The sequence below is a fragment of the Campylobacter sp. 10_1_50 genome, from assembly GCF_000238755.1.
Lineage (GTDB): Bacteria > Campylobacterota > Campylobacteria > Campylobacterales > Campylobacteraceae > Campylobacter_A > Campylobacter_A concisus_R.
In genome coordinates, this window is record NZ_JH414888.1 from 189,426 (window position 1) to 205,301 (window position 15,876).

Here is a 15,876-nt window from a genome sequence, read left to right on the forward strand (position 1 = left end):
CTTACCCCTAAGCTAATTTTATATTTTTTCTAACAACGTTTTCAAGATATTCTGCCGAATACGGTTTAGTAATGTATTCAGTCATACCAACCTCTACTCCGCGCAATCTATCAGTTTTAGACGTCCTTGATGTAACAGCAATAAGTGGTAGATTGCGATATTTAGAGTATTTTCTAATCTCACCAGCGAGTGTATATCCATCCATCCTAGGCATCTCAATATCAATCAAAATTGCATCAAATGAATGCTCGCCAGATTTAATTATATTGAGTGCTTCTACTCCGTTAGTTGCTTCTATGATTGTGACGCCGGTTGGTTCAAGTGCTTTTTGCATGATGGTTCTATCCATTTTAGAGTCATCAACAATCAAGACCTTATAATCACTTGGCTTTTCCTTTACTTTTGTGCTATCTTCTATTTCGGCTCTAATATCTACCTTGATATCTTTAGCCATCTCCATCATAGCACCAACGTCTATAATAAGAGTTACACGGCCATCACCTCTAATAGTAGCTCCAGCGATGCCTGGGATATTTTGCAAATAATCACCCATTGACTTAATAACGATCTCTTCTTGACCAACTAAAGTATCTACTATGATGCCCAGTTTTGCCTCGGCAACACCTATGATAACGACATAAGTATGATCACCGCCATCAAACACTTTTTCAACACCAAAGACATCCGCAAGCCTAACAAGAGATAAGACCTCATCTCTTAGTCTTAGAACGTTTTTGCCATCGATCGTGTAAATATCATCAATAGGCACACGAACAGTCTCAAGAACGCTAGCAAGTGGTATCGCATAAAATTCCTCTTGTGTTCCAACAAGAAGCGATTGAATGATCGCAAGTGTGAGTGGAATTTTAAGCTTCATGACTGTACCTTTTCCAACTTCACTCTCGATATCGATGATACCATTTAGTTTTTCAATGTTTGTCTTAACAACGTCCATGCCAACGCCACGACCAGATACGTTTGTAACCTTTGCAGCAGTTGAAAATCCTGGTCTAAATATAAGACCAAATGCCTCTTTCTCACTCATCGCATCAGCTTCTCGCTCAGTGATAATGCCTTTTTCTATAGATTTAGATTTAAGCATATCAGCGTCTAGACCTTTACCATCATCAACTATCTCAACAACGATATGGTTGCCCTCATTATAAGCTTTTAGCTGAACAAGACCTTTTTCAGGTTTGCCCATTGCCTTTCTTGTCTCAGGATCTTCAATACCGTGGTCGCATGAGTTTCTAATGATGTGAACTAGAGGATCACCAATCTCTTCAACGATTGACTTATCAAGCTCCGTCTCTTCACCTGAAATTTCAAGATCTATTTGCTTACCAAGGTCGCGGCTAAGATCACGTATCATACGTGGGAATTTATTAAAGACTTTAGCTATTGGAAGCATTCTAGTCTTCATAACAGCTAGCTGGATATCAGTCGTAACTAGACTTAGACTTGAGACTACTTGATTTAGCTCCTCAAGGAATTTCTCGCCCTCATATCTCTCTTCCACGTCATCATAAATTTTTAATAAGCGGTTTTTACCAAGAACAAGCTCGCCGATTAAATTCATCAAGTGATCAAGTCTTTTTACTTCAACACGTATCGTTTGCTCTTGTGCTACTGCACTGCTGCTACTAGCTGCTGGTACTTTTTTATCTGCATCTCTTTCTCTACTAGGAGCTGGTTTCGCTGCAGGTGCTGGTGCAGCGCTTGCAGCTGGAGCTATCTCTTCAGGAGATTTTGGAGCTATGCCTTTTGAAGCACGTCTTGCTTGATCTTCTGCTTTTCTAACTTTTAAGAGTCTCTCTATCTCAGCTTCAACCTCAGAGTCACTTAACTTTGAAAGCTCGGCATCGCTTACTTCAGGAGCTGCTTCTTCAGCTGGCACGGCAGGTTCTGGCTCTTTTACTGGCTCAGGAGCTGGTGCTGCTGCTGGAGCTTCTGCGGCTGCGCTTGGTGCTTCGCCTTCAGAAATTTGAGTAAGTCTTACACAAATATTTTTAATATCGATGCCAGCAGCCGAGTCACTACCACTGTCTCTAATACTTTCTAGTAGTCCCTTCATCATATCAACTGACTCAAGAACAACGTCCATGATATCTGGAGTGATCTTTAGTTCGCCTTTTCTAGCTTTGTTCAAAACATCTTCCATGTGGTGAGTAAGCTCTGTTAAAACATCAAAATTTAAAAAACTTGAGCTACCTTTTACTGTGTGAGCAACGCGGAAAATTCTATTTAAAAGCTCTAAATCCTCAGGGTTTGACTCAAGTTCGACAAGGTCATGGTCTATCTGCTCAATAAGTTCGAAAGCCTCTATTAAAAAGTCTTCCATTATTTCTTTCATATCATCCATGCTTCACCTCATTTTGCAGATTGAGAATGTGCTTCAATTACTTTTAGCACCTCTTGATAAAATACACTAGCATCAAATTTTGTAAGATACGCAGCGCCACCAGCCTCTTTACTCTTAATCTCACTAAATTCATTACTTAATGAAGAGTTAAATACAATTGGAACCTCTTTGAACCTATCATCATTTTTAATAGTTGATGCAAAGCGGTATCCATCCATTTGAGGCATTTCTATATCACTTAAGATAACTCTAAGCTCTCTTGTTAGGTTATCCCCATATCTTTGATAAAGCTCCTCCATCCTCTCTAAGCCCTCAACGCCGTTTTTGGCTTCAACCACGCTAAGGCCCATCTTCTCAAGTGCATCTTTTACCAGTTTTCTAGCAGTTGAGCTATCATCTAGCACTAGAGCAGAACCTTTTAGTTTTTGATCATCTGTTACATCAAATTCGATCTTTGGCGAGTAAATTCCTAGCTCTTCAACGATGCTTTCAAGATCAAGAATAAGAAGCACTTCATCATCTTCTATTCTTGTTACACCTGTGATCTTGCCCTTATCTAGAGTACCAGACCCTGAAGCAAAATTTGCAGGCTCTATGTCTTTCCAGCTTATTCGTCTAATCCTCTTTGCCTCATGAACGATAAAGCCGATTAATATACCGCTAAATTCAGCGATAATAACACGTGGTTTTATGACTACACCCTCGGTTGGCTCGACGATATTCATCCATCTTGCCAAATTTATGACAGGGATCACCACACCTCTTAAATCAAAAATTCCCTCGATATACTCAGGAACGCCAGGAAGCTCGGTAAGATTTGGCATCTTAATGATCTCCCGCACCTTTGCGACATTGACTCCGTATATTCCTTCATATACTTTGTTTTCGGCCTTTTTAAAGATACGAAAATCAACAAGTTCCATCTCGTTTGAGTCCGTTTTTAGTACGTTATCTCCAAACATCAATGTCCTTTCAAACTCATTTTGAGCAAATTCAACTTTTGCTGGGCGTATTCTACAACAAAATAACTTTGCTCACATGCAAAACAAGGTAAATTTATATAAAATCTATCATAAATATCAAATAGCTCACCTTGATGATAGTGTCCCTCTATCACTATACTTGCGTCAAAGCCCTGCAAATGCTTGCTCATTAGCTCCTTGAAGTTTGAAATTTTATAGTGCAGATTTTTATTAGTAAGTTTGGCTAGTATCGCTTTTGAAATTTTAAAATCCAAAATTTTATCAAGCGCGTTCATAAATTTCAAAAACCATCTAAGCCTTAAAAACCTAAGCGCATACTTATCTATAAAAGGCAAAAATATATCGCCATGCGCGATCTGGACGTGCTCGCCACTTATAGTTCTAAATTTCACTGGCTGAGCGCAAATGTCATAGACCTTTACCCCCTCAAAGCTTAGCCTCTCGCCTTTGTCCCAAAAATCTCTAGTTTTATTAAATAAATTTGAAAGCCTAAAATCGTGGTTACCCTCGAAGTAAAAAATTTCCACCTTTTGTGAAATTTTGTTTATAAGCCTTAAGTGCTCAGCGTAAAGTTTTTGCGTATATTCGCCCTCGCCCGTTAAAAAATCAAATATATCGCCAAGCAAGAAAATCTGCGGTGGCTCCTTGATCTCTCCGCTATCGACGGCGCGCAGAAATTTCAAAAAGCCATCTCTATTTACATTTTCATGCGCATCAGCTAAAAAGATCGCACCTTCTTTTATAACGGGGGCATATAGATATTCGCTCAAATTTTGCCTTAATTAAAAAATAGCAGAGCCAAAAAGCAGGTTTTAGCTCTTCGCCTCATCTTTTTAGTCAAATTTTATAGGTTTGTAGCAGATATTAACGATCTCAACGTCGCTTCTGCCTTTTGGTAAATTTAGCGCTACCTCATCGCCTTCAGCCTTGCCTAAAAGCTGCTTTGCAAGAGGTGAGTTTATCGAGATATAGCCCTTGTCTAGGTCACTTTCGCTCACACCAACTATCGTGTAAGTATGCTCTACCTCGGTCTCTTCGTCCATTATCGTCACACTAGAGCCAAATCTCACCCTATCATGCTCGTAGCTACTTGGATCGATCACTTCAGCATTTGCCAAAAGTGCGCTAAGCTCAGCGATCCTAGCGTCTATAAAGGCTTGCTTCTCTTTTGCAGCGTGATACTCGGCGTTTTCTTTTAGATCACCGTGGCTTCTTGCGATGTCTATCTCAGTTACTATTTGTGGGCGCTGTACTAGCCTTAGATCTTTTAGCTCAGCTTCTATCTTCTCGTATCCGTGCATTGTCATTGGTTCACTCATTTTTTACTCCATATTTTTTAAAATTTTTACTACATTTTTACTGCTGCCATGCCCTAGGTAAGCCCTTAGCTCATCGCAGCCTTTTAAGAATTTTTGCCTATCGCAGCTCTTGTAGGCTCTTAGCAAATTTTCAGCCGTTGCAAACTCTTGGATAAACTCCTCATGAAGCGGCTCTTTGCCCATGAAATCAAACATTATATTTGCAAGTCCCGCGTGCTTGATCTTTACAAATTTTCTAGCGATGAAAACATCTATCGCTTTTGCCTTATATGCTAGCACAAATGGCGTGCCAATGAGCGCTGCCTCAAGCGTAGCAGTGCCAGAGCACACAAAGGCAAAGTCGCTCTCATACAAGGCTTCAGGCGTGTTTGAGACGATATCAAAATCGCTCACATCGCCATAAATTTCGCCCATTTTATCAAGCAAAAATGGCGGCACGACAAGTAGCCTTTTTGCTTCTATCTTTTTAGCAAGCTCTCTATAAACTGGCATCAGCCTTGAAATCTCTGACCTTCTTGAGCCTGGCAGAAACGCCACTTTGCCACTGCTACTTAGGCTAGCTTTCTTAAGCTTTATCTCATCCATCAAAGGATGACCCACGTAGGTCGATCGGCTATAAAATTTAGAGTCAAATGGCAGGATCGAAGCAAGATTGTCACAGTATCTCTCCACAACGCTCACTCTTTTTGGCTTCCACGCCCAAACTTGAGGCAAGATGTAGTATGTCACGGCTGCTTTTGCGCCGGCCTCTTTTATCGCCTTTGCAAGTGGCAGGTTAAAGGCTGGACTGTCTATTAGCAGCACTGCATCAGCCTCTTTTGCCATCTGGCTCATCACTTTCATCGCCTTTTTTGCCTTAAAAATAAGTGGCAAAACCTCGACAAAGCCCATCGCTGAAAACTCGCTGCTTTTCATATATGGCATGCCAAGCTCTTCGCTAAAAATTCCCATTAGCTCAAATTCGCCCTCAAAATTTTTAAAAATTTCTTTTAAATGCAAATTTGCCGATGGCTCAAGAGCGGAGACTAAAATTTTCATTTACACACTTTCATCAGGTCTTTTTTTGGGGGGCATTATACGCAAAAATTCTTTAAAATTTTAAGAAAGCTGTGATAAAATCCAACCCTTTAAAGGATAAAATTTGAAAGAAATTTTGATAACAAATGACGATGGATTTGAAGCGACTGGGCTGCTTGCCTTAAAAGAAGCTTTAAGCGAGCTAGATGACGTAAATGTCACGATCGTGGCTCCAAGCTCTGAAAAATCAGCCTGCGCTCACTCTTTGACACTCACAAGGCCTCTTAGATTTATAAAACTTGATGATGGCTTTTTTAAGCTTGACGACGCAACGCCCAGCGACTGCGTCTATCTCGCACTTCACGCACTTTATAACAAAAAGCCAGATCTAGTGATAAGCGGCATAAATCACGGGGCAAATTTAGGCGAAGATATCACCTACTCTGGCACGTGTGGAGCGGCGATGGAGGGCGTTTTGCAGGGCATTAGAAGCATCGCTTTTTCACAGTTTTATGAAAACAACTCACTAAATGAACTTGGCTTTGAGTTAGCAAAAGAGATCGTTAAATTTGTCGTACCAAAGGTGCTAAATGATGAAATTTTGCTAAATCAAAGAGAATTTCTAAATGTAAATATCCCAGCTAGAGCTAGCAAAAATTTCAAAGGTTATGCCGTCGTGCCAGCTGGCAGACGCACCTACGCCACGCATGCCACGCTTAATCGCAACCCAAGAGGCATCGAGTACTACTGGCTTGGAAACGCCGCACTTGAATACGAAAAAGGTGAGCCAAGCGACATCAGCAAGGTAAATGAGGGCTTTGCCACGATAACGCCCATAAAACTAAATATGACTTCATACGAGAGCTTGGAGAGCTTAAAAGGGAAATTTGATGCAAAATGATAGATTTACAAGGTTAAGATGGCTCTTTGGCGAGGATGGTTTTAGTAAGCTTCAAAGCGCAAAAGTGCTAGTTTGCGGAGCCGGAGGTGTGGGCGGAATGTGCGTAGATGCGCTTGCTAGAAGCGGGGTCGGAAGCATCACGCTGATCGATAAAGACATCTTTGACGTGACAAATCAAAACCGCCAAATTTACAGCGAAAATGTAGGCAGCATAAAAGTGGAGGAGTTTGCCAAAATTTATCCTTGCGTCACGCCTATGCAGACGCTGATAACGCCTGAGTTTGTCACTGGATTTGACTTTAGTAAATTTGACGTGGTGATCGATGCTATCGATGATATCACCGCCAAGATTGCCCTTGCAAACGCAGTAGATCCTAGCAAATTTATAGCCTCGATGGGTGGGGCAAAAAGGGTTGATCCAACCAAGATCAAGGTGGCCTGCGTTTGGAAAACTTCGGTCGATCCACTAGCTAGAAAATATAGATATGAGCTCAAAAAATCAGGCTTTAGCGGTAAATTTGACGTGGTCTTTTCGGTTGAAGAGCCACTTTGCAAGCCACTTGGAAGCTTCATGGGTGTGACTGCCTGCTTTGGACTAAATTTAGCTTCACTAGCTGTTAAAAAGATAGTTGAGCAATAAGGCTAAATTTACATTTCAAATTAGTTAGAGCTGACATTTTTGGATATAAATTTAATAGTCAGCTCTACAATAGACTAATTTAACAATCCAAGATGAGAATCTAGCAAATTTTAAAATTTCATGAACGAGTAATTTTAGTAGTCAGTTCTTAGAGGTGAATGAAAGTTTTAAAATTTGAAAAACGCAGTAAATTTAAAGAGCAGCTAAATTTAAATTAGCCAGCTGCAAATTTAACAGCTGGCTAAAATTTTAGTTTTTATGGATGCGAAGGTAGCTATTTAGTGCGCCGACATAGGCCTTAGCGCTTGCCATCATCGTATCGATATCTAGTCCATGACCCATTACGGCTGTCTTGCCCTCAAACTCGACTTTTACATCGACCTTTGCAAGAGCGTCTTTGCCCTGAGAAACAGCTGTGACCTTGTAGTCTTTTAGCGTGCCACTAATGCCACTAATGCGATCAACTACCTTAAATATCGCATCTGCTGTGCCATTGCCAAGGGCTGAGTCGCTAACGATCTCGTCGTTGTGTCTGATGCTCATAGAGGCACTTGCTAAGCTGCCACCGCTACTTTGAAGCAAGTCTGTGATCTCGTAAGCTTGTGGGATCTTGGTGATCTCCTCTGCAACAAGCGCCCTGATATCATCGTCAAATATCTCTTTTTTCTTATCTGCCAAGTCTTTAAATTTCTCAAACGCCTTATTAAGCGCATCGCTATCAAGGTCAAATCCAAGGCTAGCAAGCTTATCTTTAAACGCATGGCGGCCGCTGTGCTTGCCAAGAACGAGCGAGTTTTTCTCTAAGCCGATACTCTCAGCACTGATGATCTCATAAGTCTCTTTGTGCTTTAGTACGCCGTCTTGATGGATGCCACTCTCGTGCGCAAAGGCGTTTTTGCCAACGATTGCTTTGTTTGGCTGTGGCTCGATGCCTGTGATGCTAGCGATCAGTCTTGAAGTTGGATAAATTTCTTTTGAGATGATGCCTGTGTAAAGCGGCGCAAAGACGTCCTGACGAGTTTTTATGGCCATCACGATCTCTTCAAGTGCAGCATTTCCAGCGCGCTCGCCGATGCCATTTATCGTGCCTTCAACCTGCCTTGCACCAGCTTTTATAGCAGCTAGTGAATTTGCTGTTGCCATGCCTAGATCGTTGTGGTTATGCACCGAAACTACCGCTCTATCGCCTATAAATTTTACTATTTCGCTAATGCGAGCTGTGATCTCCTCTGGATACAAGTAGCCAACCGTATCAGGGATGTTTATGGTTTTTGCCCCTGCGTTTATCGCTGCATCGCAAATTTCTTTTAAAAAGCTCATCTCGCTTCTGCAAGCATCCTCGCAGCTAAACTCCACGTCATCGCAAAATGTTTTTGAGTATTGCACCGCCTCGACTGCACGCCTGATCACCTCGTCTGGGCTCATTTTTAGCTTATACTCCATGTGGATCGGACTTGTTGCTATGAAGGTGTGAATTCTTTTGTTTTTTGCTGGAGCTAATGCCTCGCCAGCTGCCTTGATATCACGCTCAACAGCACGTGCAAGCGAGCAGACAGTGATGTTTGAAGCTTGCTTTGCGATCTGATTTACCGCGTCAAAGTCCCCTGGACTTGCAGCTGCAAATCCAGCCTCCATCACATCCACACCAAGCCTTTCAAGCTGAAGTGCGATCTGAAGCTTTTCAGCTGTGTTCATAGAAGCTCCTGGGCTTTGCTCGCCATCTCTTAAAGTCGTATCAAAGATTATAATTTTATTTTTATCCATTTTTTGTCCTTTTATAATTTTTTATATTTAAATTTAATGAGTTAAGTAAAGAAGAATTTGCTACCTAAGTAGCAGCAGTAGAGAGTTTTTAATTTCGATTTTTGGTAAAAATTTACGCGATTTTATTATGCCATTTTCGCTCATTCGCTCTCCTTTTTTTTGTGATTTTTGCTAAACATTATCGCCGCTCTAATAATACCATAAAGCATATAAACGCTCATAAAAAAGGTCGCACTCTCGTAAGGATATAGATAAAGCATAGAAAATACAACTACAAGTGCTACTAAAATTCGCATAACATGAGTTTGTTTTAAATTCATCTTTTTAAAGCTTGGGTAGCGGATGTTGCTAACCATCAAGATAGCTAAAACTGCTTCAAGCAATATCAAGCACCACTCAAAACCATATAAAAATTCATGCTTTAGATAAACACCAACCCAAAGCACTCCGATGATGGCTGCTGATGGTATAGGAAGTCCGATGAAAACATTTGGTTCGTATGTGCCAGTAGTAACGTTAAAACGAGCTAGCCTAATAGCACCAAAGACAACAAACATAGCTGCTATTAACGCACCAAATCTGCCAAATTTTGCACCAACTGTTAGATAAAATAAAATCGCTGGGGCCACACCAAATGCTACAAGGTCTGCAAGACTATCAAACTCCACGCCAAATTTACTTGTAGTCTTTGTAAGTCTTGCCACGCGTCCATCAAGTCCGTCTAAAATCAGTGAAAGAATGATGTAAATAATGGCTTTAAAATAGTTCCCCTGAATAGATGAAATAATGCTTATAACGCCCAAAAAAGCGCTTGCAGCGGTAAATAAATTTGGCAAGATATACATTAACTGCATTTTTTGTATGCTATTCATTTTATTTTTCCTCTTCAAAGTATCCAAGAAGTGAAGCAGCTTTAACGCTCTCGCCAACGCTTACGCAAATTTTAGTATCTCTTGGCAAGTATAAAATCACTTCGCCGCTTCCTAAAAAGCCAAATTTTCTAGAGGCTTTTAGACTGGTAATGTTATAAATTTCTAAACTTCTACTAAAAACTCCAGCTATGATCTTCATAGCAAATTTAATATTTCCTTTTTCAAAACGAATTATCGCTCTTTCATTTAGCATCTCTGAAATTTTCATAGCCTGGCATAAAAAGAGCCCATGCCTTTTTTTAACTTCAGTGACGTTAGCATCGCTTATAGCTCTTAGCGTACCTACGCCAAAAAATGGCTTTGAGATAACTATCTTAGCCACCTCTTTATCATCAAAATTTGAAACGCTGATCTCTTTTATCTTACCATCTATGGGCGAAAGTAAGGCTAGTTTATCATCAGTAAAAGGCTCTCTTTCAGGGTCTCTAAAAAAATAAAGATTTAAAAGAAGCAGTGCTAGAAAAAATAGTGGCACAATACCAAACAATGCAGATATAGCAAATAAAATCAAAAAGAATAATATAAATTTATATCCTGCTTTTGCGATGTAGCCACTCATTTTTATTCCTCTTTTTTGCCTTTTTCCTCTTCTTCAAGCTCCACAAGCCTGCTTTCAAGACCATTTTCTTCTTCATAGTTTTTGATGATCTCTCTAACTCTTTTTCCCTCGATAGTCTCTTCTTCGTAAAGTGCTGAAACCATGTTTTCAATGGCACCTTTATAAATTTCAAGAAGACCAAGCACAGCTGTATATCTCTCATGAAGAAGTGCTTTTACGAACTCATCAACCTTTTCAGCCATCTTGTCGCTATAGTCTTTTATACTTTGTCCGCCATTTAAAAATGTCGCGCGTTGCTTTTCAAGTACCATAAGACCGGCAACATCACTCATACCATACATGCTAACCATAGCTTTTATGATATCAGTTGCACGCTCTAGATCGTTGCTAGCTCCAGTTGATATCTCTTTTATAAAGACCTCTTCAGCAGCCCTACCAGCCAAAAGCACATCCACTTCTGCAAGTAGTTCATGCTTTTGCATCATAAATTTATTCTCTTCAGGCGTATTTAGCGTATAGCCAAGCGCTGCAAGACCGCGTGGTACGACTGAGACCTTTGTCACTCTTTTTGCACCTTTTGTTAGCTCAGCTATCAAGGCATGGCCGCTTTCATGGTAAGTGACTATCTTTTTCTCTTTTGGATTTACGCGGCGTGATTTTTTCTCTAAACCAGCTATCGATCTCTCAACAGCCTCCACTAGATCAGCCTGCTCGACAAAAGTCTTTGACTTACGTCCTGCAAGAAGAGCTGCCTCATTTATGATATTTTCAAGATCAGCACCAGCTAAACCAGTAGTAAGCCTTGCGATATCCTCGATATTTACATCTTTGCCGATTTTAACATCTTTCATATGGACTTTTAAGATGTCGCAACGTCCTTTAAAATCAGGCTTATCAACAAGCACTTGCCTGTCAAATCTACCCGGTCTTAAAAGTGCAGCATCTAAAACTTCAGGTCTATTTGTAGCTGCTATAACGATGACTGGCGACTTATCCGCATCAAAGCCGTCCATCTCAGAAAGAAGCTGATTTAGTGTCTGCTCCCTCTCGTCATTGCCACCCATAGGACCAGAATTTCTGCTCTTACCGATTGCGTCGATCTCATCTATAAATACAATCGATGGAGCCTCTTTTTTTGCATTTTCAAAAAGATCCCTAACCCTACTTGCACCAACGCCAACAAACATCTCTATAAAGCTTGATGCCGACATAGAGAAAAATGGCACGCTAGCCTCGCCTGCAACTGCTCTTGCAAGAAGCGTTTTACCAGTACCTGGAGGGCCAACTAGCAAAATACCTTTTGGAATTTTAGCTCCAAGTCTTAGATATTTATCTGGGCTCTTTAAATAATCAACTATCTCTTGAACCTCTTCTTTTGCCTCTTCAACGCCTGCAACATCGTCAAATTTAACTTTTGGTTTTTCAGAATTTATAAGCTTTTTCGCACTTCCTATGCCAAGTATGCCACCGCCGATATTCTTTTGCATACGGCTAGCGATAAACATCCAAATAGCAAAAAATATAAACACCGGTATGATCCATGAAAATATAAGATCTCCAAACCAGTTATTTTCGCTATAAACGCTGTAAGTTATGCCGTTTTGCTCAAGTATGCCAATGAGAGTTGGATCATTTATGCGCTTTGCGAGGTAGATGGTTTTATCATTACCAACGCCTTTTATCGTGGTTTCAGATATCGCAACCTCATTTAGTTGCTTATTTTTTAGCATATCTTTAAATTCGGAGTAGGCCACCATCTTGCTTTGAGCGTTGCTGCCAAGCCCAAAAGTACCGCCTAGTCCGTCGCCACTAAAGCTTCTAAAAGCTAGAACTATAACTATCGCAAAAATAGCAAAGATAAAGATGGGATTTTTGTTAAAAAACCCGTTATTATCGCCATTGTTTTGGTTATTATTTTGATTATTCATCCATTTCCTTATAAACAAAGCTAACCCAATCATTAGCCTGTTTTATCTCAACTAGCTCCAAATCCTTAAACGTATCTTTAATCCTATCTTCGTATTTGTTCAAAATTCCAGACAATACTAAATAGCCGCCTTTTTTAAGCGATTTTTTCAAGTCATTTGAGAGCATAAAAATGACATCAGCAATGATATTTGCTACGACGATGTCATATTTTTGCTCTAAATTTGCAATAGAACCTGTCCAAATTTTATTAAATTTAACCCCATTTAGCTGGGCATTGCTAAGTGAGCTTTGCGTGGCTTGCTCGTCTGTATCGCAGGCATCGACCTTGCAGCCAAACTTTGCCAAAGCTATGCTTAATATCCCGCTTCCGCATCCCACATCTAAAGCGCTATCGCCACTTTTTGCATATTTTTGTAAAAGTTGCAAGCAAGAATTTGTGCTTTCATGGTGCCCTGAGCCAAAGGCTAGAGCTGGGTCGATTATGATATTTGTTACGCCTCTAATTGGCTCTTCCCAGCTAGGTCTAATATAAATTTTATCAACCAAAATAGGCTTAACTGCCTTTTTATATTCGCCTAGCCAGTCTTTGTTTTCTTTTAAATTAAGAGAAATTTTTAAATCATTTGAAATTTTACGAACGCTAGAGAGCCCTTTTGCATACTCTTCGACACCCCAAGCTATATCTTTTAGATCATACTCTTCCCTGATGATGATCTCATGATCTAGCTCTTCTACACAGGTGACCCCAAAAGAAAAAACTAACTCTAAAATTTCATCATAAAAATTTGATGTTTTGATGCTTAATTCGTAAAATTTATCTTTCATTAACCAAGAACGTCTTCAAGCTTCTCTTTTAAAACTTGTGGCGTAAAAGGTTTAACGATGTAGTTATTAACACCTGCTTTTAAAGCTGTTATAACCTCGGCTTTTCCGCCCTCTGTTGTTACCATTATGATAGGCATATCAACATATTTTTGCTCAGCTCTTACCTTTTTAACAAGCTCAAGACCATTCATCTCAGGCATGTTCCAGTCAGTAATAAGAACCTCAATACCCTCGTTTTGTGTCAAGATATTCCAAGCTTCAAGCCCGTGCTCAGCCTCAAGAATTTCTTGATGTCCTAACCTTTGCAAAGTATTTTTTATGATCCTTCTCATTGTTGAGCTGTCATCTACAACCAAAATCTTCACATAATATCCTTTTAGTAAAAATTGCCCTATTCTAGCTAATTAAAATTTATAAAAGCTTTAACGCTAGCCAACTTGTTTGAAAGCATCTTTCAAATCAAGTCGTCCCTCATAGTAAGCTTTACCAACGATCACGCCAGCTATCTCTTTTGTCTCTTTAAGCGCCAAAATGTCGTTTATATCGCTCACACCGCCACTTGCTATGGTCTCAAGCTTGCTGCTTCTAGCTATTTGCAAGCTAAAATCAACATTAACTCCGCCAAGCATTCCGTCTTTGTTAATATCGGTGCAAATCACAGCTTCTACACCCACATCTGCAATTTTTTTTGCAAGATCGACCGCTTTTATACTTGAAACCTCGCCCCAGCCTTGCACTGCCACATAGCCATCTTTTGCGTCTATGCCAACTACGACTCTGTAAATTTCAGCCATTTTTGCTGTAAAATCTGGATCACGAAGAGCAACTGATCCAAGGATCACCCTGCTAACTCCAAGGTCCAAATAGCGCTTTATACGCTCTTCATCCCTTATGCCACCACCCACTTGCACCTTTAAATTTGTAGCTTTTACTATCTTTTCTATCGTGTTAAAATTTATAGCTTCTCCTGCAAATGCTCCGTCAAGATCGACCACATGCAGCCATTTTGCGCCGTAATCTTCAAATCTTTTAGCTAGCTCACTTGGCTCACTGCTATAAATTTTAGCGCTTTGCATTAGCCCTTTGCTAAGCCTAACTGCTTGCCCCTCTTTTAGATCTATCGCTGGGAAAATTTCCATCACAACCTCGCAAAATTTTCTAAAATTTTAAGCCCAACCTCATGACTTTTTTCTGGATGAGGCTGAAAACCAAAGAGATTTTCGTGCTGAACCGCACTTGTAAATTCATATCCATAAGTTGTCTTTGCAAGTGCAAATTTATCATCGCAAACCACGTGGTAGCTATGCACAAAGTATAAATATTCAAGCTCTTTTAATCCTAATCTTAAAGGGCTGTTTTGTTTAAACTCGAGTGTGTTCCAGCCAACATGTGGGATCTTCAGCGGTTTATCAAATTTAGTTTCATCAAATTTAACAACCTCGCCTGGCAAAAGAGAAAGCCCCTCGTGCTCGCCAAATTCAAAGCTTTTTTCAAACAAAAGCTGCATACCAAGGCAAATTCCTATAAAGGCTTTTCCACTTTTTACAGCCTCTTTTATCGCTTCATCCATGCCGTTAATCTTGAGCTTTTTCATCGCCTCGCCAAATGCCCCAACACCTGGTAAAACGATGTGAGAGTGCTCTTTTAAACTCTTGGGCTCACTTAGTAAAATGCACTCATGCCCAAGAAATTTAAAAGCATTTATCACGCTTTTGATGTTTCCAGCACCATAATCAATAATAGCGATCATCTATTCTCTTGTCTTTTTACGCTAAAAAGATAAAAGCTAAGTGCCGCCATCAGCATCGCCACACCGCCTATTAGATAGATAGCGTTTATGATATTTTCAGGTGCAGTGATAGCAAATTTAAAGACTAGCATGAGCGCCTCGATTGCAAGTGCGATGATGATAGAGCCGATAAATCTCACCATCGTCTTATAAATAACGCTATTTTCTTCGTGATTTTTGCCTAAAACCTCTTCTTCAAATATCGTCTTAACAAGGTCAAAAATGGCAAGAGCCAGTGTTAAAATGATGGTTGATTCAAAAATTTCTTCGACATTTATATGCTCGATGCTCTTTGAGATAAAGCTCTTTACACCGTGCCAAAATAAAAATGCGCAGATCATAAAAAGCGATGCACAAAAGAGCGCATAGACTGTCTTTAAAAATCTACCAAAATGCTCCTCGACAAAGCCGCTATCGACCATATTTAGGATATTTTCTAGGCTTATATCGATGCAAGCGATAAATTTAAGCTCATTTTTTTCATTATAGATAGGTACGCTTGCTGTGACACACAAACCTCCATTTAGACTTGATGGATATGGATCGCTTAAAACGCACCTTTTCTCGCGCACGGCGGTGTAGTAGTATGCCTTGTTTGCGCGGTTTTCACCTTTTGGGATTTTATACTTTTCATTTAGGCTGATCGAGTCTTCGATCTGTATGCCATTTTCGTCCAAAATGTATAGTGCGTCAAAATTTTCTATCTCGTGGCTGATCTTATCAAAGCCAGCTTTTATGTTTTCTAAGCACACTCCAGGCAGTCTGTTTGGCAAATTTCTACTAAATAAATAGCAGATATACGCCCTTGCCTTGTATCTCGTGTCACTAAATCTCTTAATATCTTTTATAACCAAAA

Annotated in this window: 16 protein-coding genes; 2 read left to right on the plus strand and 14 right to left on the minus strand. The window is 40.0% G+C overall.

What is annotated here, in order from left to right; all coding sequences use genetic code 11:
* Window positions 1–7: 7 nt before the first annotated feature.
* The 5 genes from HMPREF1019_RS05250 to lpxB form a co-directional block, all read right to left on the minus strand.
* Window positions 8–2,362 carry a hybrid sensor histidine kinase/response regulator gene (locus HMPREF1019_RS05250; RefSeq protein WP_009294665.1) on the minus strand — a complete coding sequence of 785 codons (2,355 nt, stop codon included), beginning with the start codon at window positions 2,360–2,362 and terminating at the stop codon, window positions 8–10.
* An 8-nt stretch (window positions 2,363–2,370) separates the two neighbouring features.
* Entirely contained in the window at window positions 2,371–3,324 is a 954-nt protein-coding gene (locus tag HMPREF1019_RS05255; RefSeq protein WP_002939662.1) for a chemotaxis protein, read from the minus strand.
* Window positions 3,324–4,115 (minus strand): UDP-2,3-diacylglucosamine diphosphatase, encoded by a 792-nt coding sequence (locus HMPREF1019_RS05260; RefSeq protein ID WP_009294666.1) that lies wholly within the window; start codon window positions 4,113–4,115, stop codon window positions 3,324–3,326. Before HMPREF1019_RS05260 ends, HMPREF1019_RS05255 begins: the two co-directional genes overlap by 1 nt.
* Window positions 4,116–4,178: 63 nt before the next feature.
* Window positions 4,179–4,664, minus strand: coding sequence for a transcription elongation factor GreA (gene greA, locus HMPREF1019_RS05265; RefSeq protein ID WP_009294667.1), 486 nt, complete (start codon window positions 4,662–4,664; stop codon window positions 4,179–4,181).
* 3 nt (window positions 4,665–4,667) lie between these two features.
* The gene (lpxB, locus tag HMPREF1019_RS05270) at window positions 4,668–5,702 is read right to left on the minus strand and encodes a lipid-A-disaccharide synthase (protein ID WP_009294668.1); all 1,035 of its coding nucleotides are present in this window, start codon (window positions 5,700–5,702) and stop codon (window positions 4,668–4,670) included.
* 103 nt (window positions 5,703–5,805) lie between these two features.
* Here lpxB and surE point away from each other — a divergent pair, with 103 nt between their 5' ends.
* Together surE and HMPREF1019_RS05280 are read left to right on the plus strand one after the other, a co-directional pair.
* The gene (gene surE, locus HMPREF1019_RS05275; protein WP_009294669.1) at window positions 5,806–6,582 is read left to right on the plus strand and encodes a 5'/3'-nucleotidase SurE; all 777 of its coding nucleotides are present in this window, start codon (window positions 5,806–5,808) and stop codon (window positions 6,580–6,582) included.
* Complete coding sequence (locus HMPREF1019_RS05280) at window positions 6,572–7,222, plus strand: tRNA threonylcarbamoyladenosine dehydratase (protein ID WP_009294670.1); 651 nt, start codon at window positions 6,572–6,574, stop codon at window positions 7,220–7,222. The genes surE and HMPREF1019_RS05280 overlap by 11 nt, the downstream gene beginning before the upstream one ends.
* A gap of 249 nt (window positions 7,223–7,471) precedes the next feature.
* Here HMPREF1019_RS05280 and HMPREF1019_RS05285 read toward each other — a convergent pair whose 3' ends face one another.
* The 9 genes from HMPREF1019_RS05285 to HMPREF1019_RS05325 form a co-directional block, all read right to left on the minus strand.
* Window positions 7,472–8,986 (minus strand): 2-isopropylmalate synthase, encoded by a 1,515-nt coding sequence (locus tag HMPREF1019_RS05285; protein WP_009294671.1) that lies wholly within the window; start codon window positions 8,984–8,986, stop codon window positions 7,472–7,474.
* Window positions 8,987–9,126: 140 nt separating this feature from the next.
* Entirely contained in the window at window positions 9,127–9,858 is a 732-nt protein-coding gene (pssA, locus tag HMPREF1019_RS05290) for a CDP-diacylglycerol--serine O-phosphatidyltransferase (RefSeq protein ID WP_009294672.1), read from the minus strand.
* Window position 9,859: 1 nt separating this feature from the next.
* Window positions 9,860–10,477 (minus strand): phosphatidylserine decarboxylase, encoded by a 618-nt coding sequence (locus HMPREF1019_RS05295; protein WP_009294673.1) that lies wholly within the window; start codon window positions 10,475–10,477, stop codon window positions 9,860–9,862.
* Window positions 10,478–10,479: 2 nt separating this feature from the next.
* On the minus strand, window positions 10,480–12,405 hold the full coding sequence (ftsH, locus tag HMPREF1019_RS05300) for an ATP-dependent zinc metalloprotease FtsH (RefSeq protein WP_009294674.1): 1,926 nt from the start codon (window positions 12,403–12,405) through the stop codon (window positions 10,480–10,482).
* Window positions 12,398–13,231: a 50S ribosomal protein L11 methyltransferase gene (locus tag HMPREF1019_RS05305; protein WP_009294675.1), complete on the minus strand. Its 834-nt coding sequence runs from the start codon at window positions 13,229–13,231 to the stop codon at window positions 12,398–12,400. Before HMPREF1019_RS05305 ends, ftsH begins: the two co-directional genes overlap by 8 nt.
* Window positions 13,231–13,596, minus strand: a complete 366-nt coding sequence (locus HMPREF1019_RS05310; protein WP_002939933.1) for a chemotaxis response regulator CheY — start codon at window positions 13,594–13,596, stop codon at window positions 13,231–13,233. Before HMPREF1019_RS05310 ends, HMPREF1019_RS05305 begins: the two co-directional genes overlap by 1 nt.
* A 63-nt stretch (window positions 13,597–13,659) precedes the next feature.
* Window positions 13,660–14,370, minus strand: a complete 711-nt coding sequence (gene hisA / locus HMPREF1019_RS05315; protein WP_009294676.1) for a 1-(5-phosphoribosyl)-5-[(5-phosphoribosylamino)methylideneamino]imidazole-4-carboxamide isomerase — start codon at window positions 14,368–14,370, stop codon at window positions 13,660–13,662.
* Window positions 14,370–14,981, minus strand: coding sequence for an imidazole glycerol phosphate synthase subunit HisH (gene hisH, locus HMPREF1019_RS05320; RefSeq protein WP_009294678.1), 612 nt, complete (start codon window positions 14,979–14,981; stop codon window positions 14,370–14,372). The genes hisA and hisH overlap by 1 nt, the downstream gene beginning before the upstream one ends.
* Entirely contained in the window at window positions 14,978–15,874 is an 897-nt protein-coding gene (locus tag HMPREF1019_RS05325; protein ID WP_009294679.1) for a PDC sensor domain-containing protein, read from the minus strand. Before HMPREF1019_RS05325 ends, hisH begins: the two co-directional genes overlap by 4 nt.
* Window positions 15,875–15,876: the final 2 nt, after the last annotated feature.